The organism is Pigmentiphaga sp. GD03639 (assembly GCF_029845405.1).
GTDB lineage: Bacteria > Pseudomonadota > Gammaproteobacteria > Burkholderiales > Burkholderiaceae_B > Pigmentiphaga > Pigmentiphaga daeguensis.
On sequence record NZ_JAOCLR010000016.1, the window covers coordinates 1 to 25,901 of the forward strand.

At 68.1% G+C, this 25,901-nt stretch carries 24 protein-coding genes and 1 riboswitch; of the genes, 5 read left to right on the forward strand and 19 right to left on the reverse strand.

Annotated features, from left to right (window positions below; all coding sequences use genetic code 11):
* Window positions 1–76: 76 nt before the first annotated feature.
* Window positions 77–1,990 (reverse strand): phosphomethylpyrimidine synthase ThiC, encoded by a 1,914-nt coding sequence (gene thiC / locus N5K27_RS17045; protein ID WP_279817709.1) that lies wholly within the window; start codon window positions 1,988–1,990, stop codon window positions 77–79.
* Between the two features lie 120 nt (window positions 1,991–2,110).
* Window positions 2,111–2,213, reverse strand: a riboswitch (TPP riboswitch).
* A 67-nt stretch (window positions 2,214–2,280) separates the two neighbouring features.
* Complete coding sequence (locus tag N5K27_RS17050) at window positions 2,281–3,018, reverse strand: GntR family transcriptional regulator (RefSeq protein ID WP_279817710.1); 738 nt, start codon at window positions 3,016–3,018, stop codon at window positions 2,281–2,283.
* Between N5K27_RS17050 and N5K27_RS17055 the strand changes: the two genes are divergently transcribed.
* The 4 genes from N5K27_RS17055 to N5K27_RS17070 all read left to right on the forward strand — a co-directional run bounded on the left by N5K27_RS17055 (window position 2,980) and on the right by N5K27_RS17070 (window position 6,494).
* Entirely contained in the window at window positions 2,980–3,720 is a 741-nt protein-coding gene (locus N5K27_RS17055) for a tripartite tricarboxylate transporter substrate-binding protein (RefSeq protein WP_279817712.1), read from the forward strand. The genes N5K27_RS17050 and N5K27_RS17055 overlap by 39 nt on opposite strands.
* Before the next feature lie 31 nt (window positions 3,721–3,751).
* Window positions 3,752–4,654, forward strand: a complete 903-nt coding sequence (locus N5K27_RS17060; protein WP_158213209.1) for a polysaccharide deacetylase family protein — start codon at window positions 3,752–3,754, stop codon at window positions 4,652–4,654.
* A gap of 11 nt (window positions 4,655–4,665) precedes the next feature.
* On the forward strand, window positions 4,666–5,445 hold the full coding sequence (locus N5K27_RS17065) for an SDR family oxidoreductase (RefSeq protein ID WP_087837269.1): 780 nt from the start codon (window positions 4,666–4,668) through the stop codon (window positions 5,443–5,445).
* 113 nt (window positions 5,446–5,558) lie between these two features.
* Complete coding sequence (locus tag N5K27_RS17070; protein WP_279817718.1) at window positions 5,559–6,494, forward strand: hypothetical protein; 936 nt, start codon at window positions 5,559–5,561, stop codon at window positions 6,492–6,494.
* Between the two features lie 6 nt (window positions 6,495–6,500).
* Here the strand turns inward: N5K27_RS17070 and N5K27_RS17075 are convergent, their stop codons facing one another.
* The 8 genes from N5K27_RS17075 to N5K27_RS17110 form a co-directional block, all read right to left on the reverse strand.
* Complete coding sequence (locus tag N5K27_RS17075) at window positions 6,501–7,595, reverse strand: helix-turn-helix transcriptional regulator (RefSeq protein ID WP_132978966.1); 1,095 nt, start codon at window positions 7,593–7,595, stop codon at window positions 6,501–6,503.
* 127 nt (window positions 7,596–7,722) lie between these two features.
* Window positions 7,723–8,652: a LysR family transcriptional regulator gene (locus N5K27_RS17080; RefSeq protein WP_279817720.1), complete on the reverse strand. Its 930-nt coding sequence runs from the start codon at window positions 8,650–8,652 to the stop codon at window positions 7,723–7,725.
* A gap of 77 nt (window positions 8,653–8,729) precedes the next feature.
* Complete coding sequence (locus tag N5K27_RS17085; RefSeq protein WP_279817722.1) at window positions 8,730–9,557, reverse strand: tripartite tricarboxylate transporter substrate binding protein; 828 nt, start codon at window positions 9,555–9,557, stop codon at window positions 8,730–8,732.
* 1 nt (window position 9,558) lies between these two features.
* Entirely contained in the window at window positions 9,559–10,212 is a 654-nt protein-coding gene (locus N5K27_RS17090; protein WP_087779405.1) for an isochorismatase family protein, read from the reverse strand.
* Between the two features lie 129 nt (window positions 10,213–10,341).
* Window positions 10,342–12,444 (reverse strand): TonB-dependent siderophore receptor, encoded by a 2,103-nt coding sequence (locus N5K27_RS17095; protein WP_132978964.1) that lies wholly within the window; start codon window positions 12,442–12,444, stop codon window positions 10,342–10,344.
* A 186-nt stretch (window positions 12,445–12,630) separates the two neighbouring features.
* Complete coding sequence (locus tag N5K27_RS17100; protein ID WP_132978963.1) at window positions 12,631–13,455, reverse strand: extracellular solute-binding protein; 825 nt, start codon at window positions 13,453–13,455, stop codon at window positions 12,631–12,633.
* The gene (locus tag N5K27_RS17105; protein ID WP_279817727.1) at window positions 13,452–14,240 is read right to left on the reverse strand and encodes a phosphate ABC transporter ATP-binding protein; all 789 of its coding nucleotides are present in this window, start codon (window positions 14,238–14,240) and stop codon (window positions 13,452–13,454) included. The genes N5K27_RS17100 and N5K27_RS17105 overlap by 4 nt, the downstream gene beginning before the upstream one ends.
* Complete coding sequence (locus N5K27_RS17110) at window positions 14,237–14,980, reverse strand: ABC transporter permease (protein ID WP_279817728.1); 744 nt, start codon at window positions 14,978–14,980, stop codon at window positions 14,237–14,239. Before N5K27_RS17110 ends, N5K27_RS17105 begins: the two co-directional genes overlap by 4 nt.
* A 407-nt stretch (window positions 14,981–15,387) precedes the next feature.
* On the opposite strand from N5K27_RS17110, the gene N5K27_RS17115 reads away from it, so the two are divergent.
* Window positions 15,388–16,497 carry a substrate-binding domain-containing protein gene (locus N5K27_RS17115; RefSeq protein WP_279817729.1) on the forward strand — a complete coding sequence of 370 codons (1,110 nt, stop codon included), beginning with the start codon at window positions 15,388–15,390 and terminating at the stop codon, window positions 16,495–16,497.
* A gap of 10 nt (window positions 16,498–16,507) precedes the next feature.
* On the opposite strand, the gene N5K27_RS17120 is transcribed toward N5K27_RS17115, so the two are convergent.
* The 9 genes from N5K27_RS17120 to N5K27_RS17160 all read right to left on the reverse strand — a co-directional run bounded on the left by N5K27_RS17120 (window position 16,508) and on the right by N5K27_RS17160 (window position 25,886).
* Window positions 16,508–17,389, reverse strand: a complete 882-nt coding sequence (locus N5K27_RS17120) for a formate dehydrogenase accessory sulfurtransferase FdhD (protein WP_279817731.1) — start codon at window positions 17,387–17,389, stop codon at window positions 16,508–16,510.
* Window positions 17,386–17,760, reverse strand: coding sequence for a hypothetical protein (locus N5K27_RS17125; RefSeq protein ID WP_087837263.1), 375 nt, complete (start codon window positions 17,758–17,760; stop codon window positions 17,386–17,388). The genes N5K27_RS17120 and N5K27_RS17125 overlap by 4 nt, the downstream gene beginning before the upstream one ends.
* A gap of 28 nt (window positions 17,761–17,788) precedes the next feature.
* On the reverse strand, window positions 17,789–18,955 hold the full coding sequence (locus N5K27_RS17130; RefSeq protein WP_087837262.1) for a formate dehydrogenase subunit gamma: 1,167 nt from the start codon (window positions 18,953–18,955) through the stop codon (window positions 17,789–17,791).
* 12 nt (window positions 18,956–18,967) lie between these two features.
* Window positions 18,968–19,201, reverse strand: coding sequence for a hypothetical protein (locus tag N5K27_RS17135; RefSeq protein ID WP_279817735.1), 234 nt, complete (start codon window positions 19,199–19,201; stop codon window positions 18,968–18,970).
* A complete protein-coding gene (gene fdh3B, locus N5K27_RS17140; RefSeq protein WP_087837260.1) occupies window positions 19,201–19,845 on the reverse strand; it encodes a formate dehydrogenase FDH3 subunit beta in 645 nt (214 codons plus the stop codon). Before fdh3B ends, N5K27_RS17135 begins: the two co-directional genes overlap by 1 nt.
* Before the next feature lie 10 nt (window positions 19,846–19,855).
* The gene (locus N5K27_RS17145; protein ID WP_087837259.1) at window positions 19,856–22,828 is read right to left on the reverse strand and encodes a formate dehydrogenase subunit alpha; all 2,973 of its coding nucleotides are present in this window, start codon (window positions 22,826–22,828) and stop codon (window positions 19,856–19,858) included.
* Window positions 22,829–22,843: 15 nt separating this feature from the next.
* The gene (locus N5K27_RS17150) at window positions 22,844–23,047 is read right to left on the reverse strand and encodes a twin-arginine translocation signal domain-containing protein (protein ID WP_279817736.1); all 204 of its coding nucleotides are present in this window, start codon (window positions 23,045–23,047) and stop codon (window positions 22,844–22,846) included.
* Between the two features lie 119 nt (window positions 23,048–23,166).
* On the reverse strand, window positions 23,167–23,796 hold the full coding sequence (locus N5K27_RS17155) for a molecular chaperone TorD family protein (RefSeq protein ID WP_132978958.1): 630 nt from the start codon (window positions 23,794–23,796) through the stop codon (window positions 23,167–23,169).
* Entirely contained in the window at window positions 23,793–25,886 is a 2,094-nt protein-coding gene (locus tag N5K27_RS17160) for a 4Fe-4S binding protein (RefSeq protein WP_279817739.1), read from the reverse strand. The genes N5K27_RS17155 and N5K27_RS17160 overlap by 4 nt, the downstream gene beginning before the upstream one ends.
* Window positions 25,887–25,901: the final 15 nt, after the last annotated feature.

The following is a 25,901-nucleotide window of genomic DNA, read 5'->3' on the forward strand; positions in this document are numbered from 1 at the left end:
CCCGCCGGAGCGTCTACCTGTGTAGCGGGCCGGCGCACATGCCATCCGGCCAGTGTATCAAGCGGCCCTGGACCGCTCAGGAGCGGTGATAGATTTCCGCCCCCTTCTTCACGAACTCCACCGCCTTCTCCTGCATTCCCTTGTTCAGGGCCTCGGCCTCGCTGACGCCGATCTGCTCCGCGTATTCGCGCACGTCCTGCGTGATCTTCATGCTGCAGAAGTGCGGCCCGCACATCGAGCAGAAGTGGGCGACCTTCATTGAGTCCTTGGGCAGGGTTTCGTCGTGGAAGTCCTTGGCGGTGTCCGGGTCCAGGCCGAGATTGAACTGGTCTTCCCAGCGGAATTCGAAGCGCGCCTTGGACAGCGCGTTGTCGCGGATCTGCGCGCCGGGGTGGCCCTTGGCGAGATCGGCGGCGTGGGCGGCGATCTTGTAGGTGATGATGCCGTCCTTGACGTCCTTCTTGTTGGGCAGGCCCAGGTGTTCCTTGGGCGTGACGTAACAGAGCATGGCCGTGCCGTACCAGCCGATCTGCGCCGCGCCGATGCCCGACGTGATGTGGTCGTAGCCGGGCGCGATGTCGGTGGTCAGGGGGCCGAGCGTGTAGAAGGGCGCTTCGTGGCAATGCTCGAGCTGCAGGTCCATGTTTTCCTTGATCATGTGCATGGGCACATGGCCGGGGCCTTCGATCATGACCTGCACGTCGTGCTTCCAGGCGACCTGGGTCAGTTCGCCCAGGGTGCGCAGTTCGGACAGCTGCGCTTCGTCGTTGGCGTCGTAGATCGAGCCCGGACGCAGGCCGTCGCCCAGCGAGAAGCTGACGTCGTAGGCCTTCATGATCTCGCAGATTTCCTCGAAGCGTTCGTACAGGAAGCTTTCCTTGTGGTGCGCCAGGCACCACTTGGCCATGATGGAGCCGCCGCGCGAGACGATGCCGGTCATGCGCTTGGCGGTCAGCGGCACGAAGGGCAGGCGCACGCCGGCGTGGATGGTGAAGTAGTCCACGCCCTGTTCAGCTTGTTCGATCAGCGTGTCGCGGAAGATTTCCCAGGTCAGTTCCTCGGCCTTGCCGTCGACCTTCTCCAGCGCCTGGTAGATGGGCACGGTGCCGATGGGCACGGGCGAGTTGCGGATGATCCACTCGCGCGTTTCGTGGATGTGCTTGCCGGTGGACAGGTCCATGACGGTGTCGCCGCCCCAGCGGATGGACCACGTCATCTTCTCGACTTCCTCGGCGATGGAAGAGCTGACGGCCGAGTTGCCGATGTTGGCGTTGATCTTGACCAGGAAATTGCGGCCGATGGCCATCGGCTCGATTTCCGGGTGATTGATGTTGGCCGGGATGATGGCGCGCCCGCGCGCGACTTCGTCGCGCACGAACTCGGGCGTGATGCGCGCGGGGATCGAGGCGCCGAAGGACTGGCCCGGGTGCTGGCGGCCCAGCAGCTCGGCCAGGCGCTGGCCTTGCGGGCCGCTGGCGCGCAGGGATTCGATGTATTGCTCGCGCCGCAGGTTTTCGCGGATGGCGACGAATTCCATTTCCGGCGTGACGATGCCGCGGCGCGCGTAGTGCATCTGCGTCACGTTGGCGCCGGCCTTGGCGCGGCGCGGGGCGCGGTGCAGGTTGAAGCGCAGCTCGGCCAGCTTGGGATCGGCCAGGCGCTCGCGGCCGTAGGCGCTGCTGGGGCCGTCGAGCTGTTCCGTGTCGCCGCGTTCGGCGATCCAGTTCTCGCGCAGCGGCGCCAGGCCCGAGCGGATGTCGATCTTGACGTCGGGGTCGGTGTAGGGGCCGCTGGTGTCGTAGACGGTGATGGGCGGGTTCTTTTCGCCGCCGAACATGGTGGGCGTGTCGGCCTGCTCGATCTCGCGGAAGGGCACGCGGATGTCGGGGCGCGAGCCCTGTTCGTAGACCTTGCGCGACTTCGGCAGCGGCTGGATGGCGGCCTGGTCGACCTGGGCCGTGGCGGCGATGAACTTGGGATTGGCGTTCATGGAAGCTCCAAGAAAAAGGTTTCCGGAGCCGAACGAAGGAAGGGATTTTCCGGGTGGCCCCCGGGGACGTCCGTGCACGGACTGGGGGGGCGGCCTGGGGCCGCATGCCGGGAACGCGAGGTTCCGCCGGAAAACGCTCCCTGCATCGGCATTATCCGTACAGGTGCTGAGGGTGTCATCTCAACCCACGCCGAACCGGCGATGAGTACCCCTGCGTCACGGGCGTAAGTATAGGCCGGCGGCGGTCAATGTCCAGCGCGCGTTTCTTGCGCGTTGCACCATGAAGCGTGTCAGGACCGCAGGCCTGGCCTGGCCGACTCGGTCAGCAAGCGCTCCTGCACGCGCTGGGCGGTTTCCATCACGTGCTTGCGCATGAGGCGCGCCGCTTCGTCGGCCTGCAGGGACACCGCCGCCTGGAACAGTTTTTCGTGTTCGTTCTCGCGGCCCTTGCGGTACTCGGCCGTGATGCGGGAGTAGCGGCGGTAGTAGGTGGAGGCTTCGAACATCTGGTTGCAGTAGTCGATCATCCAGCGCGAGCGGCAGCCGGCGATCAGGGCGGTATGGAAGTCCCGGTGCGCGGCTTCCCACTCGGGATTCTCGCGGGGACCGTCCTTGCCCTTCAGATAGCGGTCCAGCCGCGCCAGGCGGTGGTAGGCCTGGACCAGTCCCTGGACCCAGGTCTGGTCCGCGTAGTCGATGGACGCTCGCAGGGCGATGTCGTTGAGCCAGGACCGCGTGCGCGAGAGCTCTTCCAGGTGCGCGCCGCCGAAGTTGGGCACGGCGAAGCCGCGCCGGTCATGCTGTACGACCAGGCCCTCGCGCGACAGCCGCGTCAGCGCCTCTCGCAGCGGGGCGAGGCCGACGTCGTAGCGTTCGCTCAACTGGCGGGTGCCCAGCTTCTGGCCGGGCGCGTAATGGGCGTCCACGATGTCGCGCCGCAGACGCTCGTAGGTCTGCGAGGCGAGGGTGGCGGGCACGATGCGGCCGGCGTGGCCAAGGCCGCGCCCGACGGCTACACCCTGCTGCACGTGACGACCTCGTTCGTCATCAATCCCCATGTCTACAAGAAGCTGCCCTACGACATCGGCAAGGACTTCGTGCCGGTGGTGAACGTGGCGACCGGCACGGGCTACCTGCTGATGGTCAATCCCGCGCTGCCCGTGCGCACGGTGGCCGAGCTGGTGGACTATGGCCGCAAGGCCGCCAAGCCGATCACGTATTCGTCGCCCGGCATAGGCAACACCCTGCACCTGGCGGGCGAGCTGTTCGCCGCGCGCGCCGGCATGAGCATGCTGCACGTGCCGTACAAGAGCGCCTCGCAGGCGCTGAACGCGGTGGCGGCGGGCGACGTGGACATCATGTTCATTCCGCCCACGATCGCGCTGCCCTATGTCCAGTCGGGCAAGGTGCGCACGCTGGGCTTCACCGGCGAGCAGCGCACGCCCGAGTATCCGGATGCGCCGACCATGGCGCAGGCGGGCGTTGCCGACTTCGTGCTGCCGGCGGCCTGGCAGGGCCTGTTCGCGCCGGCCGGAACGCCGCAGGCGGCGATCGACACGATCGCGGCCACCGTGCGCGACATCGTCGCCCAGCCGGCGTTCGCCAAGATGCTGCGCGATGGCGGCTATGAACCCGACCCGCGCGCCGGCCAGGCGTTCGCGGAACTGGTGCGCGCCGATTCCGCCCGCTACGCGGAAGCCGTCAAGCGCGCCGGTATCGAAGCCCAATGATCCGATGACCATGACCGAACGAGGAAACGACATGGATGTATTGAACCTGCACGCCGGCGCGACCGAGATCCATCCGCCCGCCGGCTTCCTGCTGCCCGGCGGCAAGCGCATAGGCGTGGTGTTCCGCATGGCCTACGAATGGTGGTCGGACGGCGCGTGGCCGGGCATCGGCCCCATGGGCAATCCGCTCAAGGGCGGCATTCCCGACCTGAACGCGGTCGGCTGGGCCGAGTACGGACATCGCCGCGGCGTGCACCGCGTGCTCGAGGCGCTGGCGCGCAACGGCGTCCGGGCCTCGATCCTGGTGAGCGGGATCATGGCCGAGCGCTATCCGGAAGAGGTGAAGGACATCGCCCAGGCCGGCCACGACGTCGTCGCGCATTCGTACGCGATGGACGTGATCCCCGCCTATCTGGACGAGGCGCAGGAGCGCGACAACATCCGCCGCACGACCGACCTGATCGCGGCGGCGACGGGCACGGCGCCGCTGGGGTGGATCAGTCCGCGCGGCACGCCCAGCCACCGCACGGCGCGCCTGCTGGCCCAGGCCGGCTATCTCTGGCATGGCGACACGCTGAACGACGACATGCCCTACCTGGTGGATTTCGGCGACCACGCGATCGTGGCCGTGCCCGGTACTATGGAAGTGAACGACCTGCCGCTGGTGATGCGCCATGGCCAGCCGCCCAGCGCCATGGTGGACATCTTCGAGGACTGGCTCGACTACGTCCGCAAGTGGGAACGCACGCCGCAGAAGATCGATCCCACGGTGCATGCCCACGTATGCGGGCGCCCGGCCGGGATGGCGGCGTTCCAGCGGCTGCTGGAGATCGCCACGGCGGCGGACGACATCTGGATAGGCACGCGCGCCGAGCTTGCCCGGCACCTGATGCAGGCCATCGGCCGCCCCGTGCCGGCCCACCAACAGCCATAGGCGGAAGACTCATGGATCTGCAGATTCGCGGCCGCAAGGCCATCGTGTGCGCGTCCACGCGCGGGTTGGGGCGGGCTTGCGCCGCCTCGCTGGCGCGCGAGGGCGTGCATGTCGTGATCAACGGCCGCTCGCCGGATTCGGCGGCCGCCGCCGCCCGGGAGCTGGCCGCCGAAACCGGCGGCGCCGTGCGCGCGATCGCGGCGGACATCAATACCGACGCGGGCCGCGCGGCGCTGGTGTCGGCCTGCCCGGACGCCGACATCCTGGTGACGAACAACGAGGGGCCGGCGCCCGGGCGCTTCGTCGACTGGGAGCGCGAAGACTATCTGCGGGCGATCGAGGCCAACATGCTGGCGCCCGCCCTGCTGATCCGCGCGCTGTTGCCCGGCATGCGAGCCCGGAGATTCGGCCGCATCGTCAACATCACGTCGGCCATGGTGAAATCGCCCAGCCCGGCCATGGGTTTGTCGACGTCCGCGCGCACCGGCCTGACGGCGCTGTGCAAGGCCATCTCGCGCGAGGTGGTGGCCGACAACGTCACCATCAACAACCTGCTGCCCGAGCGTTTCGACACCGACCGCCAGCGCTTCATGGCCGAGCGCATGGTGCGCGAGCAGGGCCTGGGCTATGAGGAAGCGCGGCAGCGCATCGTCGACACCATCGCGGCCGGCCGGCTGGGGCAGCCGCGGGAATTCGGCGACGCCTGCGCCTTCCTGTGCAGCGCGCAGGCAGGTTATCTGTCGGGGCAGAACCTGCAACTGGATGGAGGGTCGTATCGCGGCGTGTTCTGAACAGGACCGCCAGCCGGGCCCGCTCGGTTTTCTTCACTGGATCCTGTGATGCGCCGGGCGGCGCGATTTTCGAGAATGCCGACATTGCCTATTCATTCAGTAAGGAGTCGAGCATGTCGAAATCGTTGACCGCACTTTGCGCCGCCTTGATGGCGGCATCGCTGGCCGCCTGCGGGGGCGGCGGCGGTGATGATTCGGGCGGTGGCGGAGGCGGCGGTGGGGGCGGCGGCGACGGCAAGACGCTCAGCGAGAAACAGATCTGGTACGGCCACGAGACGGCGTTCTCGGCCGTGTCCCTGCACCAGGCGTTCGAACCCATGCTCGAGAACGGAATCGTCATTGGCCGGGACGGCACGCCCGAGTGCCTGGACGGCGGGACGGTCTCGGGCGTCTGGACCGATGCGGATGACAGCGGCACCCTGTCGGCCGGGGACTCGGTGGCATTGACCATGAACGACTGTCGCGTGTCCGACAACGGCATTCCGTTCACGGGCAAGGCGACGGTCGATTTCGACGAGGTGGAGGGCGACCTGCTGGAAGAGGAGTCGGACTGGACATTGGCCGCCAGGGTCTCGCTGGGCGAGGGCGCGTCCTTCGACGGGACGTCCGCGTCGGGAACGGCATCGGTGAAGGCGTCCAACGACGTGAGTTCGGCCGAACCCAAGGGGCAGCGCGCCGAGTTCGATATTCCCGCGATCGTCCTGACCGAGGATGGCGGTGCCGTGACGATGAAGTTCAAGGACTACGCCGTGGCCGTGGCCTACGATCCCACGACGGATGCCGATACCTATTCGCGCATTTCGTTCTCGGTCAGCGGCTCGGATCCGGTGCTCGGCCCCGACTACGCCTACGACGCCAGCATGACCGAGACGGTCCGCTTTTCGCATGAGGCGGGCGGTTTCCTGGCGGGTGCGTTCGCCACGAAGACCGCGGCCGAAACGATCACCACCCGCTTCCAGGCGAATGGCAACGCGCCGGGCACCGTCACCTTCTCGTCCAGCCTGGGCGGCAGCAAGACGATGACCTACGGGGAATTCGACGACCTGTAATCACGATCAGTCCCCCGGCGTCAGCAGGCCCAGGTGTCCCATCAGCCGCACCAGGTCTGCCTGCCGCCGGGTCTGGGTCTTGTCGAAGATCGATCGCAGCTGCGTACGCAGTGTGTTGAGCGAAACGCCCAGGGTTTCGGCAACGGTGGGCAGCGGATCGTCGTGCCGGGCCAGGTGGTGGGCCAGGCGGATTTCCGCCGGCGTCAGCCGGAACAGGGTACGCAGCAGCGTGCCCCTCGGGGTGGGACGCCATTGCGGCCCCTGCGCGGCAAGCAGCGCCAGGGCGTCGCCGCCGCGCAGGTCTTGGGTGAGCGGACATGGCAGGACGATGAGCCGGCCGCCGTCTGGTAGCGCGAGCGAGCCGGCCGAGGGGGCCTCGGCGCCGTGGCCGCAGGCCCTGTCCAGCAGCCGGCGGATGGGCTGGGGCAGGCTGGAGGCGCGGGCGCCCAGGGGGCAGTCGGGCTGTTGCCGCCAGATGTCGCCCAGGTGGTTGGACTGCACGATGCGGCCGCGCGCGGAACAGACCAGCAGCGGGAAGCCGAGCCGGTCCAGCATGTGCCGCAGAAGCAGCGATTCGGCTTGTTGCTGGCGGAATCGAAGTTGCAGGTGCAAGGCGGTGCGCAGATGGGGCAACACGGCATGCATCAGCCGGGTCTCATCGTCGTCCAGCGGCGGACGGCCGTTTTCCCTTTGCACGGAAAAGGTGTACATGCGCTCTTCGTCCTGTCCCAGCGGGAGCAGGGCATAGGTGCCCAGGCCGTTCGGCTTCAGGAACTCCTGGTAGAAGGGTTCGCGCTGCAGGCGCGCCTGGCCATGGAATTCGTAGTCCAGGTAGATGCGGCCCGATGCGAGCAGCGACGATGCCGCGCGGCCAGGGTCCAGGTCCTGCATTTCGTTGAAATGCGCGATGACCTTGGGCGGCAGGCCGATGAGCTCGTCCAGTTCCAGCGAGTCCGTCGGCACGTGCAGGGCCACCTGACCGGCGCTGGCCGCGCCGAGCGACAGGCTGATGTCCCGCAGCGACTGCCGCCATTGGTCCTCCGAAAGGACGCCGTCATAGAGCCGCTCCAGCAAGTGGAGTGCAGTCCCTTTCGTATCCATCGGTATATCTATTCTGTGTCCGGAGCGGGCCGCCGCGGCCGCAGATGCCTGGCGGAACTCCCGGGATGTGTCGAAGGGTAACGGTCACCATAGCCGCAAACGAGAGGCAAGCGCAACTCATGCGGTTCTACACCGGGCTGCCCAGTTCCCCCAGCCGCCCCGCGATCATGTCCACGCATGCCCGGACGATGGGATCGGTCTGGTCGACATATTGGAGGCTGGCCTCGTCCGGCGCCTGCCGGCGAACGATGAACAGCGTGATGTGCATGCCAGGATCGACGATGGGGCGCGCGATGACTTCGCCCCGCTCCAGCTCGCGCGCGATGGCGCCCAGGGGCATGACGGCCGCCGCCGCGCCGCGCAGCACCAGGTCGCGCTGGCTGGTGATGGAGTGCGTCTCGCACTGGATGCGGGGCTGCGCGCCTTTCTCGAAGGCGCTGGCCTCGACCAGCCGGCGCGCGACGTCGCGTTCGTTGCCCAGCACCAGCTCGTGCGCCAATACTTCGTCCATGGTGACGGGGCCGCAGGAAGGCGCCAGGTCGGCCCGGACCGTCAGCAGCAGCCGTTCCTTCAGCACCGGGGTCGTGGACAAGCCGGGGTGGGGCGATACGGAATAGGCCAGCGCGGCATCGATGTCCTTGCGCTCGAGCGCGTCCACCAGCAGGAAGCTCGGGTTCTCGTACAGCTGCAGGTCGATGTGGGGGTACCGGCGCTTCAGGGTCAGCAGCAGGTCCGAGCCGATCAGCAGCATGGTGCTGGAGGTCAGCCCCAGGTTGAAGCGGACCGGCGCGGCCTGGTCGGCGCGCCGTACGTCATCCTGAGTCCGTGCGACCAGCTCGAAGATCTGGCGCGACCGTTCCAGCAGCAGGCTGCCGGCCGGCGTCGGATCCACGCCGCGCGAATGCCGCGACAACAGCGGAACGCCCAGGGCCGCCTCGAGCTCGCGCATATGGGTGCCCAGGGCCGGCTGGGCGATGTGCAGCTGTTCCGCGGCGCGGGTGATGTTTCTCGTCTCCACGACCTTGGCGAAGTATTCGAGTCGCTTCAGCGTGATCATAGGCGGCAGGCATGGGGGATTCCGCCCTATAGTAGGCCGATTCCGCCGCGGCCGGCACCGCGGCGGAAGGTGGCGAGCTATTGGGTGCCGGCCAGCCCCGCCCGCTGGACCATGCCGCCGAACCGGTCGATCTCTCGCCGCATGTAGTCCCCGTACTCGGCCAGGACGCGGCCGTCGGGGACGATGCCCAGGTCGGCCAGTTTGCGCCGCACGTCGGGCAACTGCGCGACGCGCGCCTTGCTGGTCACGCCCAGCAGCCGCAGGCGGCCCGCCCGCACCAGCCCTTCTATCGAGGGCAGGCCGGCCAGCAGCATGTCGGCCGTCCCCGCCGCGACGGGGGCGGAAGGCTGTTCGCGGAACGGGACATGCATGATGTCGATGCCGGCCGAGCGGCGGATCTCCTCGAACATGACGTGGTGCAGCGAACCGATGCCTATGGTGCCGTAGGTGAGCTTGCCCGGGGCGGCCTTGGCCTGGGCCACCATTTCCTGGAAGGAGTTGGCCTTCAGCGAGGGGCCGGCCGTCAGGAACAGCTGGGCCGCGCCCAGGAAGGCGATGGGCTCGAAACTGTCCATGCCCTGGTAGGGCAGCTTCTTGTACAGCGTGGGGTTGATGGTAAGCGGGCTGGAGTCGGCCACCAGCAGGGTGTAGCCATCGGGATTGGCCTTGGCCACCGATTCCAGGGCGATGATGCTGCCCGCGCCGGTCTTGTTCTCGACGGCGATGGGCTGCCCCAGCGAGGCGGACATGTGCTGGCCCACCAGGCGCGCGATGACGTCGGGCACGCCGCCGGTGGGCGCGGCCACCACCATCTTGATCGGACGGCTGGGAAACCCGGCGTCGGCATGGCCAGCGGCGGGAGCCATCGCCAGCAGCAGGGCGGCGAATAGAGCTGGCTTTTTCATGTCAGGCCTCCACCGGTTGCGCGATGCGGGAAAGATGGGCGATGACCTCGTCTAGCGGGACGACGTCGCCGTACTTCGCATCCATGTCGAGCAGACTCTGGCGATGGGCCGCGCCGGAGCGGTCGCCCACGGCTTCGGGCGCGACGATGGGGCGGAAGCCGCTCTGCACCGCGTCCACCACCGTCGCCCGCACGCAGCCGCTGGTGGTGCAGCCCGTCACGATGACGGTATCCACGCCTTGCGAGACCAGGCGCGCGGCCAGGTCCGTGCCGGCGAAGCAGCTCGCGTATTTCTTGGACATGATGGAGTCGCCATCCACCGTGTCCAGGCGCGGATCGAGCCGGACGTTGTCGCTGCCTTCCAGCAGGCTGGCCATGCCGCCCATCTTGCGCTGCCAGACGCCGGCGTCGGACAGGTCGGCCCGGTAGCCCACCGTGAAGAAATGAATGGGCGCGCCGATCCGGCGGCATGCGGCGACGAGGCGGTTGGTGGCGAGCACCGCCTGCTTCAGGTCGGCGCCCAGGGGCTGCGCCGGGTCCGTGAAGCCGCGGATCATGTCGACGACGATCAGCGCGCAGTGGCGCCCGAAACCGATGCGGCGCCCGAAGCCCTTTTCCTTGAACAAGGGGTCGTCGATCTGCAAGTCCTGGTCCATTTCTCCTCCATGGAATGTGAACGGCCACTCGGTGGCTCTGGAGGAGAATTGGACCGCGCGGGAGGCGGCCCTGTCCAAGACGGGTTTCGGCTGGAAGCCATACGTGCGGGGTATGGCTGGCGCCGGCGGCTAGAACTTGTAGGTCGCGCTGGCGATGATGCTGCGGCGCGCGCCGTACCAGCAATCCCCGCGCGACAGGCACGTCGCCACGTAGGTCTTGTCGGTCAGGTTGTTCAGGTTGAGCGCGTAGCGCCAGTGGTCGGTCTCGTACGAGACCATGGCGTCGAACAGCGTGACCGATGGCGTGGTGGGGGCCACGCCATCGCGGAACGAGCTCATCCAGCGCACTCCGGCTCCCAGCGCGAAGCCGTTGACGCCACCCAGCGCGAAGCGCCACTTGCCCCAGGCCGCGGCCTGGTGGCGCGGCATGCCTTCGAGCGACTTGTCCAGGTCGATGTAGTTGTAGTGTGCGATCAGATCGAAGCCGCGGGTGATCGCGCCGCGATACTCGAGCTCCAGGCCTTTGGTCTTGGTCGCGCCCACCTGGATGGAATAGAGCGGATTGGCCGGATCGCCCGCCAACTGGTTCTTTTCCTTGAGCTGGTAGACCGAGGCGGTGGCCATCCGCCGGCCGTCGGCCGACTGATGCTTGACGCCCAGCTCCCACTGTTCGCCGCGCAGGGGCTTGAAGCGCGCGCCGTCCTTGTCGGTGCCCGGCACGGGCGTGAAGGATTCGCTGTAGTTGATGTAGGGCGCCAGGCCGTTGTCGGCCACGTACATCACCCCCAGGCGCTTGGTCGTGGCGTTGTCTTTTTCGTCGGCGCTGCCCGCCAGTCCGGCGGTTGTTCGATCGTGGCGCACGCCCGCGGCGACGATCCAGTGCTTGCCTATCTTCATCTGGTCCTGCAGGTACAGGCCCGCCTGGCGCAGCGTATAGCGCGGCTCGTCGGTCAGCACGGGCGGCGTGTAGTTGCCGTAGACCGGATCGTAGGCGTCGATGGTGCCGCCGTCTGCGGCGCCGCTGCGGCGATCGCGGCGGTAGCGGGTCCAGTCGAAGCCCAGCAGTACCTGGTGCTGCACGATGCCGGTCTGCAGCTTGCCGGTCAGGTGCTGGTCCAGGGTGTCGATGCGCACCTTGGTAAGCGCGTCGTCCGCGTAGCGGCCGATGCGGCGCTGGTTGATCGGGTCGGCGGCCCAGCCCCCGGGTTCGGTGAACGAGTCCGCATAATGCGTCAGGTAATCCACCTTGTTGTTGGCATGGCGGAAACCCTGGCTGAAGGACCACTGGTCGTTGAAGCGGTGCTCGAACAGCCAGCCGAACGAGGTGCGGCGCGAATCGTAGCGATCATGGCCGGGTTCGCCGATGAAGCGGCTGGTGGGGATCCTGCCGTTGGGATTGTCGGTGCGCATGCCCGACCACGGCATGAACTGCGCGGTCGAGCCGCTTTCATCCTTCTGCCACAGGCCTTGCAGCGTGAGCGAGGTGGACGCGCCGGGGCGCCACGTCAGCGAGGGCATGACCAGGCTGCGGTTGTCCTTCACGTAGTCGACCTGCGTGTCGGCATCGCGCTTGAGCGCGACGAGCCGGTACAGCCACTGCCCGTCGGCCGTCAGCGGCCCGGTCAGGTCTACCTGGGCCTGCTTGCGGCCGCGGTTGCCCAGTTGTATGCCCGCTTCGCCCTGGAACTCGGCCTGCGGGCGCTTGCTCACCATGTTGATGATGCCGCCGGTGCTGCCCTGGCCATACAGCATGGCGGCGGGACCGCGCAGCACTTCCAGGCGCTCCAGCGTATAGGGCTCGGTGCGGGTGGTGCTGGTGTAGTAGTCGTAGTGCTGGCGCAGGCCGTCCAGGTACAGGGTGGGCTCGGTGCCGCGTATGCGTACCGAGTCGGCGCGCGAGTCGATGCCGTAGGCGTCCGATCGCACGCCGGCCGCGTAGCCCAGCGCGTCCTGCAGGTTGGTGGCTCCCTGGTCCGTCAACTGGTCGCGCGTGACCACCGTGACCGACTGCGGCGTCTCGTGCAGCGGCGTGTCTGTCTTGGTGGCGGTGGCCGAACGCTTGGCGGCGTAGCCGTAGACGGGCCCGCTGGCGGTCTCGCGCTCGGGAGTGGCTTCGACGCGGATTTCCTGCAAGGTGGCCGGTTCGGTGGTCTGCCCGAGCAGGGCGCCGGGAAGCGTGCCCAGCGCGGCGGCCAGGCCCGCGCGGCGCAGTGGGGTGGAGAAGGGTGGCATGGGGTGCGATTTCCGGTGGCTATGGTGAATAAATCTTTTAATGATAATTATTATCAATTCTATTTCAATAGTGAATTTGTAAACGCCGGAGTGGTCGGCACAAGGTGCCCAGACGAAAAAAAAGCGGCCTGGAAAGGCCGCCCGGGTCAGGCGTGGCAAGTGCCCGGCGCGAGGCCGGGCCGGCCGTCACGGTTTGGCGTTGGGGAAGAACAACTGCTGGCCGTCGATCTTGTAGCTGGCGATGGTTTGCTGGCCGGCGGGGGAAATGACCCAGTCCACGAATTTTTGCGCGGCTGCGACCTTGACGTGCGGATGCTTGGCCGGGTTGACGACCATCACGCCATACTGGTTGAAGAGGCGTTCGTCCCCTTCCACGAGGATGGCCAGGTTGCCCCGGTTCTTGAAGCTGAGCCAGGTGCCTCGGTCCGACAGCACGTAGGCGCCGGTGGAGGACGCCATGTTCAGCGCGGGGCCCATGCCGCAGCCGCAGGCCTTGTAGCCGCTGCCCTTCTTGTCGTCCAGGCCGGCCTCCTTCCAGTAGCGCAGCTCGGCCGAGTGCGTGCCGCTCTTGTCGCCGCGGGAGATGAATTCGGCGTTCGCCGCCGACAGCTTCTTCAGCGCCTGGACGATGTCCTTGCCCTTGACGCCGGCGGGGTCGGCGGCGGGACCGATCAGCACGAAGTCGTTGTACATGACCGGATAGCGCTTCACGCCATAGCCCTCGGCGATGAATTTCTCCTCGGCGGCCTGGTCGTGCACGAACAGGACGTCGGCATCCCCGCGCCGACCGGTGTCCAGCGCCTGCCCCGTACCTTGCGCGACGACCTTGATGTCGATGCCGCTGGCCTTCTTGAAGGCGGGCAGCAGGTGGGCGAACAGGCCGGACTGCTCGGTCGAGGTGGTCGAGGCCATGACGATGGTTTCGGCGGCCGCGGGCAGGCTGGCCAGGGCGGCGGCAGCGGGCAGCAGGCAGCCCAGGACCAGCGGACGCAGGCGGTGGAAGAGCTTCATATTTTTTCTCCTTTGACGAAAAGACCGGCTTCCTCGGGCAGCGGCCCGTTGAAGAAAGCATGGACGGGAAGGTCCGCCAGGACGCGGCCCCGCTCCAGATAGACCACCCGGCTTGCCAGGCGCTTGACCTGGCCCAGGTTGTGGCTGCTGAACACCATGGTCATGGTGCGTCCCGAACGCGGCTGCGCGAATTCCTGCATCAAGGCTTCCACCTCGCGCTTGGCGTGCGGATCGAGATTGGCGGTGGGCTCGTCCAGCAGCAGGGCGTCCGCGTCCATGGCCCAGGCCTGGGCCAGCGCCACGCGCTGCTGCTGCCCGCCGGACAGCGCCTTGGCGTTGCGGCCGGCCAGTTCGGCCATGTCGACGCGCGCCAGCGCGTCCACGGCAGACCGCCGCGCCTGGCGCCAGCCCATGCCCCGCAGCCACAGTCCCAGCGCGACGTTGTTCCGTACCGAGGTGCGCAGCATGTGCGGCCGCTGGAACACCAGGGCCTGCCGGTTGCGCGGCAGGCAGGAGACGGTGCCCGACGTGGGGGCGAGCAGGCCGTGCAGCACGCGCAGCAACGTGCTCTTGCCGCTGCCGTTCGTGCCGACCAGGGCGACGCGCTCGCCCGCGTGGATGGACAGGTCGACCCCGTGCAGCGCTCGCACCTGCCCGTAGTGCAGATCGACATCGCGCAGCGAGAATAGGGCCGGCGCAGGGGCCGGCTCGCGCACGTCCGCCGCGGCCGGAATCGCGAGGACCGGGTCGGTGTCCAGGGGCATGATCGAGGCCGCGCGTTTCATGCGGCCGGACCCGGCATGCGCAGCCACGCGGACAGTCCCGCGTCGCGCCGTTCGCGCCAGCGGCGCACCAGCGAGATCAGCGTGTTCAGCAGCAGCACCACGGCCAGCAGCACCATGCCCAGCGCCACGGCCAGGGGCAGGTCGCCCTTGCTGGTCTCGAGCGCGATGGCCGTCGTCATGACCCGCGTGTAGCCTTCGATGTTGCCGCCGACGACCATCACGGCGCCCACTTCGGAGACCGCCCGGCCGAATGCCGCGATGAGGATGGTCAGCAGCGCGAAACGCTCGTCCCAGGTCAGCAGCAGCCCGCGCATGAAGGTGCCCGCGCCCAGCGAGCGCAATTGTTCGCCATGGCTGCGATCGGCATCCTCGACCACCTGCCGCGTCAACGCCATGACCACCGGCAGCACCAGGATGGACTGCGCCACCACCATGGCCTGGAACGAGAACATCCAGCCCAGAAAGCCCAGCGGCCCCGACCGCGACAGCAGCAGATAGACCAGCAGCCCCACCACGACGGAAGGCAGGGCCAGCATGGTATTGAGCAGCGTCAGCACGGCCCCCCGCCCGGGGAACCGCGCCACCCCCAGCCATGCTCCCAGCACCAGCCCGGCGGCACAGGCCAGCAGACAGGCGCAGGCGCTGACCGCCAGCGACAGCCGGACGATGTCGAGCAGGACGGGATCGAGAGAAGTGATAAGGCGCAGCGCTGTGCCCGCGCTTTCCGCAAGAGTGTTCATGCCGTCTTCAAATGTGCCGCCCCAGCGTAACGGAGTGCGACAGCCGAAGCGATATGAAGCAGCGTGCATAGGTGCCCCACCCCCAAGCGGCCTTCGGCCGCTCCCCCTCAAGGGGGCGGCGCTGGCGGACCGGCAGGAGAGCCCACCCCACGCGGCCTATGGCCGCGCCCCTCAAGGGGCGGCACTAGCGGACCGGCAAAGCCGGATCCGCGGCGCCCTGGGTCTAGTACCCGTTTCTTGGTACGCCACACCGTTGCTACCGCTGGCAGCCAGCGAAGCACCGGCGCCACAACTCAAGACAGCGGTACTAGACCCAGGATGCGGTGGATCCGGCTCCGCCGGTCCACCCGCATCGCCCCCTGGGGGGCGCGCGAAGCGCGTAGGGGGGGGTCATATATACTCCTTCAGTGCATCAAATCGAACTCTCCTACACCTTCGGCGTACCGCGCGCCAACGCCGCCTCCATCCGCAATCCGCTGATGGACCTGCTGCATGCCATACGCGAGCAGGGTTCAATCTCGGCCGCCGCCAAGGCCCTGGACCTGTCCTATCGTCACGTCTGGGGCGAGCTCAAGCGCTGGGAAAAGAGTCTCGGGCACGCGCTGGTGGTCTGGGACAAGGGCCAGCCGGCCCGGCTGTCCGAGTTCGGCAACAAGCTGCTATGGGCCGAGCGTCAGGCGCAGGCGCGGCTGGCGCCGCAGATCGGCGCCTTGTACGCCGACCTGGAGCGCGCCTTCGCGGTGGCGTTCGACGATGCCGCCCACGTGGTGGCCCTGCATGCCAGCCATGACGACGCACTGGCATCGCTGCGCGAGCACGCCGTGGCCAGCGACAAGCTGCACCTGGACATACGTTTCACCGGTAGCGTCGATGCGATCAAGGCGTTGAACGAGGGCCGGTGCGTGATGGCGGGGTTCCATGTCCCCGCCGATTCCCCGCCGGGGTCGTTGGCCGAGCGCACGTACAAGCCGCTGCTGCGGCCCGGGCAGCACAAGATCATCGGCTTCGCGCGCCGCAGCCAGGGGCTGATGGTGGCGCGGGGCAACCCGCTGGGCATCGTGTCGCTGGCCGATCTCGCGCGGCCCGCTGTGCGCTTCGTGAATCGTCCGCTGGGCACCGGCACGCGGGTGCTGCTGGATGAACTGCTGGCCAGGCAGGACTTGCCTGCGTCGGCCATCCAGGGCTATGCCCACACCGAGCCGTCGCACGCGGCGGTGGCGCACGCGGTGGCCTCGGGAGCCGCGGACGCGGGCCTGGGCATCGAGGTCGCGGCGCGGGCCAGCCGGCTGGATTTCATCCCGCTGGTGTCCGAGAACTATTTCCTGGTGTGCCTGAAATCCACGCTGGAGCTGCCTTCGACCCAGGCCTTGCTGGGCATCCTGCGCAGCGAGTCCTGGCAGCGCAAGCTGGCGGCGATGCCGGGCTACCAGCCGCAGCAAAGCGGCGAGGTGTTGTCGATGCGGCGCGTGCTGCCCTGGTGGAGTTTCCGCACGCCCAAGGCCGGCAAGCGCGCTTGAGCCCGCGCGGTCAGGCGCCCTGCGGCGCGGTGCGTGCGGGGCGCGGCGCCGCCGCCAGTTCCGGCTGCAGCGTCAGGCGCCAGGGCGCCGTATAGCAAAGGAAATGCTTGTTGGTGGCCCGGCCGATCGCGCACAGGCCCAGCCGCTCGGCCAGCTCGTAGCCCATCTGCGTGATGCCGCTGCGCGAGACGACGATGGGGATGCCCATCTGCGCCGCCTTGATGATCATTTCGCTGGTGAGCCGCCCCGTGGTGTAGAACACCTTGTCGTCGCCCGCCATCCGGGCCGGGTCCTGCAGCCACATCCATCCGGCGATGGTGTCGATGGCGTTGTGGCGCCCCACGTCCTCGACGAACATCAGCATGCGCTCGCCCTGGAACAACGCGCACCCGTGCACGGAGCCGGCGGACTTGTAGGTGGTTTCCTGCAGCCTTATGGCATCCAGCAGGCCGTAGAGCTGGCCCTGGGTGAGACGCGCGTCGCCGGGCAGGCGGATGTCGTCGATCTCGTCCATCAACCCGCCGAAGACGCTGCCCTGGCCGCAGCCGGTGGTGACCACGCGCTGGGAGGTGCGGGCTTCCAGGTCCTGGATGCCGTCGCGTGTCTGCACGGCCGCTGCCTGGACTTCCCAATCGACCGTGACCGCCTCGACCTCGTCTATCGAACGCACCAGGCGCTGGTTGCGCAGATAGCCCAGCACCAGCAGTTCGGGCATGGCGCCCAGGGTCATCAGCGTGACCAGTTCACGCTTGTCGACGTAGACGGTCAGCGAGCGTTCGGCCGGGATGGAAACCGTATCGCGTATGCCGTGTTCGTTGACGACGGCGATCTCGCGCGTCAGCGGGGCACGGGCATCGGTCAGGAAAGGACGGTGGCGGGGCGATGCGGTCACTGTTTGGGCGTGGCGGCGTCGGGCGCGGCGGAATTGTGCGGCGCCTTGGCCGTTTCCGACGGCGAGTGCGCACCCGCGGCTTCCAGCGGCTTGGCTTCGGGCGGCGTGTAGACGAACGGGCCCGGATCGGCGCAGGGCGGCGTGGACGCTGATGCGTGGACGGGCTTGCCGGCGGCGCGCGCGCTGGCGAAATAGGCGGCCGCGGCCTTGTCCTGCGCCTGGCAGAGCTTGTAGCCGTCGACCTTGGCGGCCCAGGCCGTGCGGGCGGCCGCCTCGGCCGCCTTGGCCTGGGCCTCGGGGCTGGGTGGGGGCAGCTTGGCCAGGGAGGCGGTGGAGAAGACGGCCAGCAGCAGCGCGAGGGCGGTTTTCATGCAGGATCTCCTGGTCGGGGCCGGCGGTTCAGGCGTTCGCCGGCCGGGTGTCCGGCTTCTTCTGGGCGGGCTGGGTGCGCTGGGCGGGGATCTTGCCCGCCTGGATGTCGTTGTACCAGAGTTCGTGGTGCTCGCGGGCCCAGGCCTCGTCCACGTAGCCGGTCTTCATGGCCTTGTAGGCGCCCTTCATGCCTATGGTGCCCAGGTAGATGTGGCCCATGAACATGCACATCATCAGGATGGTCGCCACGGCGTGGACCATGTGCGCGACCTGCATGGTGCCGCGGGTGTAGACCAGGCCGGGGATGACCCGGTCCAGCACCAGCCCGGATCCGATGACGATGAAGCCCAGGAACAGCACGCCGCCCCAGAACACGAGCTTTTCCCCGGCGTTGAAGCGGCCGGTGGGGATGTGCTGGCCGTTGAACAGTCCGCCGCCCTTGCGCAGCCAGACCATGTCGTCGCGCGTGGGCAGGTTGTCGCGGATGAAGGTGAGGAAGACCACCACCAGCGAGACCGCGAACAGCGGGCCCACGAAGTTGTGGGCGGTCTTGAGCAGCCAGGTCATCCAGCCGAACAGGGCACTGCCCATGATGGGCAGCAGGAAGAACTTGCCGAAGGCCATGATCAGGCCCGAGATCGCCAGGATCACGAAGGCGATGGCGTTGACCCAGTGGGCCGCCCGCTCGAAGTACGTGAAGCGCTCGATCTTGCGGCCGGTCTCGGCGCCGTGGACGGTAAGCGGGCCCTTGGTGAAATAGAACAGCGCGATGGCCACCAGCACGATCAACAGCAGCGAGCCGCCGTAGGGGATCAGCCAGTTGTTGCGCACCTGGCGCCAGGCTTCGCCGGCCGAGGTGTATTTCGAGCCCGGGTACTGCACGAAACGCTGGATCAGCACGCCGGCCTCCGGAGCTTCGCTGCGCGGCAGGCTGCTATAGCCGGGCTGCCCGGAGTTGACCAGGCGCCAGTTCGGCGCGTTGTTGCCCGGCTGGACCTTGGCGCGTTCGGCGTTGGTCTGGTCGGCATAGCCCGGGTCCTGGCTGGCGTCGGGCTTGACCTCGAAGATGTTGGCGCTCTGGATGGCACCCATCGAGGTGCCGGCGGGGGGCTGCGCGGCATCCGCCGCCTGGGCGGCGGGGGATCCCAGCATGGCGCCGAACAGCGCCAGCGCGGCAAGTAGCGACCGTAACATGGCGACCTCCGGTCAGTTCACCCGGGTGTATTCGTTCTGGCCTCGCTGGGCCCGGGTCTTGAGTTCCTGCTCCCAACTGTTCCGGTCGCCCGGCGACCAGCCCGGCGCGGTGAAGGCCGAGACGCCCGTGCCCTTGTACGCGGGCTCGCCGTTCTGGACCTTGCCCTGGTAGAGCGACTGGTCACGTTCGGTACAGGCGGCCGTGCCGAAAACGAGCAGGACGGCGAGAAAGATGCTGGCTTTCATCACTTGCCTCCGGTGTTCGTGCCGCCCGGCTGCGGGTTCTGCGGCGGCTGGCCGGCCTGCTTGGAGCCGTAGGCCGTGCCCCAGCCCCAGACTTCGGCGCCCTTGCCGCGCGTGACCACGCGGGTGCGGAAGATGTCGGCGATCACGTCGCCGTCGCCGCCCAGCAGCGCCTTGGTCGAGCACATCTCGGCGCAGGCGGGCAGCTTGCCCTCGGCCAGCCGGTTGCGGCCGTACTTCTTGAACTCTTCCTCGCTGCCGTGGGCCTCGGGGCCGCCGGCGCAGAACGTGCACTTGTCCATCTTGCCGCGCACGCCGAAGGTACCCTGCGAGGGGAATTGCGGGGCACCGAACGGACAGGCGTACGAGCAGTAGCCGCAGCCTATGCAGGTGTCCTTGTTGTGCAGCACCACGCCTTCGTCGGTGTGATAGAAGCAGTTGACGGGGCAGACCGCCATGCAGGGCGCGTCGCTGCAGTGCATGCACGCCACCGAAATGGATTTCTCGCCCGGCACGCCGTCGTTCAGCGTGACCACGCGGCGGCGGTTCACGCCCCACGGCACCTCGTGCTCGTTCTTGCACGCGGTGACGCAGGCGTTGCATTCGATGCAGCGCTCCGCATCGCAGATGAACTTCATTCTGGCCATGGCGCGCTCCTTATGCCTTCTCGATGTTGCAGATGGTGGTCTTGGTTTCCTGCATCATGGTGACGCTGTCGTAGCCATAGGTGGTTGCGGTGTTGACCGCCTCGCCGCGCACGATGGGGGCCGCGCCCTCGGGGTAGTAGGCCAGGAGGTCCTTGCCCTGCCAGCGGCCGGCGAAGTGGAAGGGCATGAACGCGGTGTCCGGTCCGACCCGTTCGGTGACCAGGGCCTGCACGTTGAGCCGTGCGCCGGTGGGCGTGACCACCCAGCAGCGCGAGCCGTTGGTGATGCCGCGCTCGGCGGCCGCCTTGGGGTTGATCTCGACGAAGCTTTCCTGCTGCAGCTCGGCCAGCCAGGGGTTGGAGCGGGTCTCGTCGCCGCCGCCCTCGTATTCGGTCAGGCGGCCGGAGGTCAGGATGATGGGGAATTTCTCGTACAGCTTGTCGTCCACGTTCTTCTGCTGCAGCGATTTGTACAGCGTCGGCAGGCGCCAGAAGGTCTTCATGTCGTCGTGGGTGGGGTACTTGGCGACGAGGTCCGGACGCGTGCCGTAGATGGGCTCGCGATGCTGCGGGATGGGGTCGGGGAAGTTCCATACCACCGCGCGTGCCTTGGCGTTGCCGAAGGGGTGGCAGCCGTGGATCTTCATCACCACGCGGATGATGCCGCCCGACAGGTCGGTCTTCCAGTTCTTGCCTTCGGCCGCCGCCTTCTCGGCGTCGGTCAGTTCGTCCCACCAGCCGAGCTTCTTCATCAGCACGTGGTCGAATTCCGGATAGCCGGTGGGGATGTCGGCACCCTTGGAATGGGAGCCGTCCTCGGCCAGCAGGTTGACGCCGTTGCGTTCCACGCCGAAGTTGGCGCGGAAGTTGCCGCCGCCGTCCATGACGTGGCGGGAGGTGTCGTACAGGTTGGGCGAGCCGGGGTGCTTGAGCTCGGGCGTGCCGAAGCAGGGCCAGGGCAGGCCGAAGTAGTCGCCCTGGATGTCGTAGCCGGTTTCCTTGTCGACCACGCTGCCCTTGGCGCGCAGGGTCTTGACGTCGAAGGCGTGCATCAGCCGCATGTGGGCCTTGAGCCGTTCCGGGCTCTGGCCGGTGTAGCCGATGGTCCAGTTGCTGCGGTTGATCTCGCGCAGGATGTCCTCGATCACGGGCTCGTCCATGCCCTTGACCTTCTGCATCTTGTAGTTCTTGCACAGCTCGGCGCCGAAGCCGAGTTTCTGCGCAAGCTGGTACATGATCATGTGGTCGGTGCGGCTCTCCCACAGCGGCTCGATGACCTTCTCGCGCCATTGCAGCGAGCGGTTCGAGGCGGTACAGGAGCCGCTGGTCTCGAACTGTGTGGCCGCGGGCAGCAGGTAGACGGCGCGGTTGGGGTTCAGGTCCTCGCTCTTGCCGGGCATGGCCGCCATGGCGGCGGTGGCCGAAGGGTAGGGATCGATCACGACCAGCAGGTCGAGCTTGTCCATGGCCCGCTTCATTTCCAGGCCGCGCGTCTGCGAGTTGGGCGCGTGGCCCCAGTAGAAGACGGCCCGCAGGTTGGAGTCCTGGTCGATGACGTCGTTCTTTTCCAGCACGCCGTCTATCCAGCGCGAGACGGTGATGCCCGACTTGGTCATCATCGCCGGCGAGGCGTAGCGGCTCTTGATCCAGTCGTAGTCGACGTCCCAGACCTTGGCGTAGTGGCGCCACGAGCCCTCGGCCAGGCCGTAGTAGCCCGGCAGCGAATCGGGGTTGGGGCCGACGTCGGTGGCGCCCTGCACGTTGTCATGGCCGCGGAAGATGTTGGCGCCGCCGCCGGAGACGCCGATGTTGCCCAGCGCCAGTTGCACGATGCACGAGGCGCGCACCATGGCGTTGCCGATGGAGTGCTGGGTCTGGCCCATGCACCACACCAGCGTGCTGGGACGGTTCTCGGCCATGGTCCTGGCCACTTCGTACACCGTGGCCTCGTCCACGCCGCAGACGTCCTGCACCTTGTCCGGCGTCCACTTGGCCATGACGTCGGCCTTGACCTGGTCCATGCCGTAGACGCGGGCGTCGATGTACTTCTTGTCTTCCCAGCCGTTCTTGAAGATGTGATAGAGCACGCCGAACAGGAAGGCGACGTCGGTGCCCGAACGGATGCGGATGTACTTGTCGGCCTTGGCGGCGGTGCGGGTGAAGCGTGGATCGACCACCATGACCTTGCAGCCGGTTTCCTTGGCGTGCAGCAGGTGCAGCATGGACACCGGATGGGCCTCGGCGGCGTTCGAGCCGATGTAGAGCGCCGCCTTGGCGTTCTGCATGTCGTTGTACGAGTTGGTCATCGCGCCGTAGCCCCAGGTGTTGGCGACGCCGGCGACCGTGGTCGAGTGGCAGATCCGAGCCTGGTGGTCGCAGTTGTTGCTGCCCCAGAAGCTCATGAACTTGCGCAGCAGGTAGGACTGCTCGTTGTTGTGCTTGGACGAGCCGATGACGTAGACCGAATCCGGGCCGCTTTCCTTGCGCAGCTGCAGCATGCGGGCCGAGATTTCCTCGAGCGCGGTGTCCCAGCTGATGCGCTGGTACTTGCCGTCGACCAGCTTCATCGGATAGCGCAGGCGGTGCTCGCCGTGCCCGTGCTCGCGCACCGAGGCGCCCTTGGCGCAATGCGCGCCCAGGTTGATGGGCGAATCGAACACGGGTTCCTGGCGGACCCAGACGCCGTTCTCGACCACGGCGTCGATCGCGCAGCCCACCGAACAGTGGGTACAGACGGTGCGCCGGACCTCGACCTTGCCCTTGCCGGTGCCGGCCTTCTGGTCGCCGTCGGCGGCGCCGGCCTTCCTGACCAGGCCGAGCTGCGTGGCCGCGAGCCCCGCGCCCACGCCCAGGCCCGAGCGGCGCAGGAAGGTGCGGCGGTCCATGGTGGGCAGCGCGTGGGCCATGCCGCGGCGCAGGCTGTGGACGAACGAGGAAGAGGATGCGCCGGAGTCGCCGGCGCCCGTTTTCTTGGTCAGCAACATGCCGTGCTCCGGTGGTTAGACCAGCGTGGACTTGTAGTAGCGCTTGACGTGGTCGGTCACGCTGTAGCCGCCGCCTCGTTCGGGGGCGGGCTTGGCGTCTGCCTGCGGGGCCGGATCGGGGCGCAGCGAGGGCGCGACGGCCGCCCCGACGGCGGCGGCGCCGGCGGTGGCGGCACCCACGAAGAAACCCCGGCGGGATAGGTTGGCGGTCTTGGGCATCTCTGTCTCCGTTGGAGCTGGCAGATATGAAGTGCTGTGCATACTGTACCCCCGGTAACCAGTTACAGGCAATGCCGCCAGCCGCGCCACGCCTCGGGTATACCCTCGACCGTAGCCGGTCAGGGCAGCATGTCGAAGCCCTGCGCCTCCACGCTGGCGAAGGCCCGCGTGAATTCGCCCAGCGCCGCGTAGAAGCGGGCGCGCGGGTGGGCCGACAGGGCGTCGCACATGGCGGGCACCCACGGCAGCAGGTGGTCGCCGAAGAATTTCCGCTGATTGGCGAGATGGCACTGTCCGGCGTCGTCTCCGGCGATCAGGTAGCGCATGACCTCGCACAGGTAGGCGATGTGATCCTCGGTCTCGGGCATGGCCGGATCCCGGGCCAGGCCCAGGGCGGCCAGGTCGTTCCTCAGCGCGATCAGCGATTTTTCGTTCAGGAAACCGTTCAGGTAGTGCGACCCGTACAGGTAGACCTCGGGCTTGCCCAGGCCGCCGAACAGCGTTTCGTACTCGTCGCGCAGCGACGGATCGTCGGCGGCCCGGGCCGCGGCCACGAGGTCGCGCCACGGAGCTTCCAGGAAGGCGCCCGCCATCGGCGCCTCGGTGGCCGCCGCGCGCAGGCCGGCCGCGAAGTCCGGATCGGGCGGGGCGTAGAACAGGCGCGCCAGCACGCCGTACAACTCGGCGCGGGCGATTTCCTCGTCGAGCGAGGCCGAGCCGATGTCGGCGGGGGAAATGGAAGCGTTCATAGATCGGTGATGCGCGTTTCGTTGGCGCCGGAGTACAGGTCGATCACGCGGCAATCGCCGCACATCTTCAGCCGTTCCAGGCCGGCGCCCTGGAACATCGGGTGGCCGCTCAGCCGGGCCAGCATGGCTTCGATCGCCTTTTGCGTGCCGAAGGGCTTGCTGCAACGCACGCAGTGGTAGGGGGCCGTCTCGTTCAGCACGCGCGGCCGGGTGCGTTCGGGCGTGGAAAGCAGGCGCGGCACGAGGGCGAGCGCGTCCTCGGGACAGGTCTCGACGCACAGCCCGCACTGCACGCAATTCTTTTCCAGGAAACGCAGCTGGGGCGCGTCCGGGTTGTCGAGCAGGGCGCTGGACGGACACGCGCCCACGCAGCTCATGCACAGCGTACAGGCGTCCTTGTCGATGGCCAGGCCGCCGAGGGGCGAGCCGGTGCCCGGCGGGCCGCCGGGCAGGGCAATCTCGTCGCGTGCGGCCGGGGCGTGGGCGATCAGGTGGTCCAGCGCGAGGTCCAGCGTGCTGCGTTTCTCGCGCACCATGGCGAAGCGCGCCGGCGCGGCCGGCACCCCGGGACGCCGCGCCGCCAGCTCCCGCAGCGCCGCGTCCAGCGCCTGCGGCGTATCGGGGCGCAGCAGGTGCAGGTGCGGTCCCGCATAGCCCAGGCCGTCGAGGATGGCCTGGCCCACCGCGAGCTGCGCGGCCAGGTTGTCCAGGTATTGCGGCGCTTCCTCGGCCGTGGCCAGGATGGCGACCTGCGAGGCGCCCAGCGCGACGGCGCCCAGCCACGCTTCCAGGCCGAGGCTGGCGGTGTGCCAGACTCCCAGCGGGATGACGTTGGCGGGCAGGCCGTGGCGCCTGCCCAGGCTGGCGTCGCGGCCCAGGCGTTCGACCATCGCGCGGCCGGCCTCCTGGCTGTGCACCAGCAGGACCGGGGCCTGGCCGCCGGCCCGCGCATAGGTGGACAGCAGCGTGCGCAGCACCGCGCCCTGGTCCGTCATGCGCGGATAGGCGTAGGTGATCGCGCCGGTCGGGCAGGCGGTGGTACAGGCGCCGCAGCCCACGCACAGGTTGGGATTGACCTTGATCTGCTGGCGCGCCTTGTCGCTTTCGATGGCGAGGGCCGAGCAGATGTCGACGCAGGCGCGGCAGCCTATCGTGTCGTTGCGGCTGTGCGCGCACAGCGATTGCTTGTAGTCGAAGAACTTGGGCTTCTCGAATTCGCCCACGAGCTCGCGCAGGCGCAGGAGCGGGGCCGGGTCCGCGCCGTTCCAGGCGAAGTAGCCCTGCGGCGGCGCATGCTGCGCGAACAGCGTGCCGCCACCCAGCTCCAGGACCAGGTCGAAGCGCGCTTCCTGCCGTTCGGGGGCGCGGACGAAGTCGATGGCGCCCGCGGTCGTACAGGCCGCCACGCAGGCGCGATGGTCGCGGCACCGGGCGCGGTCGATCTGGTAGTCGAGCCCTATGGCGCCTTCGGGACACGCGGCAAGGCAGGCATTGCAGCGCGTGCACAGGTCGAGGTCGATGGGGTTGTCCTGCACCCATGTCAGGTCGAACGCGCCCAGCCAGCCTTGCAGCGACTCCAGGCGGCCCGCCAGCACGGGATGGCGCCGTTCCTGGCTCGCGTCCGCCGTGCCCGGGCCGCGCGCGAAGATGGTGACGTCAAGCGTGTCCGCCAGCATCGCCGCGGCGCGTTCGGCCTCGTCCAGCGGGCCGACGATGAGCAGGCGCCCCGCGCTGCGATAGCTGACGGTGGGGACCGGTTCGGGGTCCGGCAGCCGGGCGGCCGCCAGCAGCGCCGCCAGCTTGGGCGTGGCTTTCGGGGCCTCGCGGCTCCAGCCTCCGGTCTCGCGGATGTTGACGAAGCGCACGGGGGCGACGGCGGCCTCGGTGTGCTCGCCTATCTGCGCGAACAGGCGCTTCTCTTGCGTACAGGCGACGATGACGGAAGCGGTGCCCGTGACGGCCTGCTGGAACGCGCCGGCCTCGTGGCGGCAGAGCGTGGAGTGCAGAACCAGCTTTTCGTCCAATGCCGCGCCGAGTGCATCGGCGTCCAGGGGCATGGTGTTGTTGCAGTCGCAGATCAGTGTGGGCATGGGCGCTCGAGGGAG

Bases quoted from the DNA above. Each gene is read 5' to 3' on its own strand.
- thiC (WP_279817709.1), bottom strand. From the start codon at position 1,990: ATGAACGCCAATCCCAAGTTCATCGCCGCCACGGCCCAGGTCGACCAG.
- N5K27_RS17080 (WP_279817720.1), bottom strand. From the start codon at position 8,652: ATGATCACGCTGAAGCGACTCGAATACTTCGCCAAGGTCGTGGAGACG.
- N5K27_RS17130 (WP_087837262.1), bottom strand. From the start codon at position 18,955: ATGTTACGGTCGCTACTTGCCGCGCTGGCGCTGTTCGGCGCCATGCTG.
- N5K27_RS17155 (WP_132978958.1), bottom strand. From the start codon at position 23,796: ATGAACGCTTCCATTTCCCCCGCCGACATCGGCTCGGCCTCGCTCGAC.
- N5K27_RS17105 (WP_279817727.1), bottom strand. From the start codon at position 14,240: ATGAAACGCGCGGCCTCGATCATGCCCCTGGACACCGACCCGGTCCTC.
- N5K27_RS17065 (WP_087837269.1), top strand. From the start codon at position 4,666: ATGGATCTGCAGATTCGCGGCCGCAAGGCCATCGTGTGCGCGTCCACG.
- N5K27_RS17070 (WP_279817718.1), top strand. From the start codon at position 5,559: ATGTCGAAATCGTTGACCGCACTTTGCGCCGCCTTGATGGCGGCATCG.
- N5K27_RS17095 (WP_132978964.1), bottom strand. From the start codon at position 12,444: ATGCCACCCTTCTCCACCCCACTGCGCCGCGCGGGCCTGGCCGCCGCG.
- N5K27_RS17110 (WP_279817728.1), bottom strand. From the start codon at position 14,980: ATGAACACTCTTGCGGAAAGCGCGGGCACAGCGCTGCGCCTTATCACT.
- N5K27_RS17145 (WP_087837259.1), bottom strand. From the start codon at position 22,828: ATGTTGCTGACCAAGAAAACGGGCGCCGGCGACTCCGGCGCATCCTCT.
- N5K27_RS17135 (WP_279817735.1), bottom strand. From the start codon at position 19,201: ATGAAAGCCAGCATCTTTCTCGCCGTCCTGCTCGTTTTCGGCACGGCC.
- N5K27_RS17100 (WP_132978963.1), bottom strand. From the start codon at position 13,455: ATGAAGCTCTTCCACCGCCTGCGTCCGCTGGTCCTGGGCTGCCTGCTG.
- N5K27_RS17160 (WP_279817739.1), bottom strand. From the start codon at position 25,886: ATGCCCACACTGATCTGCGACTGCAACAACACCATGCCCCTGGACGCC.
- N5K27_RS17075 (WP_132978966.1), bottom strand. From the start codon at position 7,595: ATGGATACGAAAGGGACTGCACTCCACTTGCTGGAGCGGCTCTATGAC.
- N5K27_RS17085 (WP_279817722.1), bottom strand. From the start codon at position 9,557: ATGAAAAAGCCAGCTCTATTCGCCGCCCTGCTGCTGGCGATGGCTCCC.
- N5K27_RS17090 (WP_087779405.1), bottom strand. From the start codon at position 10,212: ATGGACCAGGACTTGCAGATCGACGACCCCTTGTTCAAGGAAAAGGGC.
- N5K27_RS17060 (WP_158213209.1), top strand. From the start codon at position 3,752: ATGGATGTATTGAACCTGCACGCCGGCGCGACCGAGATCCATCCGCCC.
- N5K27_RS17150 (WP_279817736.1), bottom strand. From the start codon at position 23,047: ATGCCCAAGACCGCCAACCTATCCCGCCGGGGTTTCTTCGTGGGTGCC.
- N5K27_RS17125 (WP_087837263.1), bottom strand. From the start codon at position 17,760: ATGAAAACCGCCCTCGCGCTGCTGCTGGCCGTCTTCTCCACCGCCTCC.
- fdh3B (WP_087837260.1), bottom strand. From the start codon at position 19,845: ATGGCCAGAATGAAGTTCATCTGCGATGCGGAGCGCTGCATCGAATGC.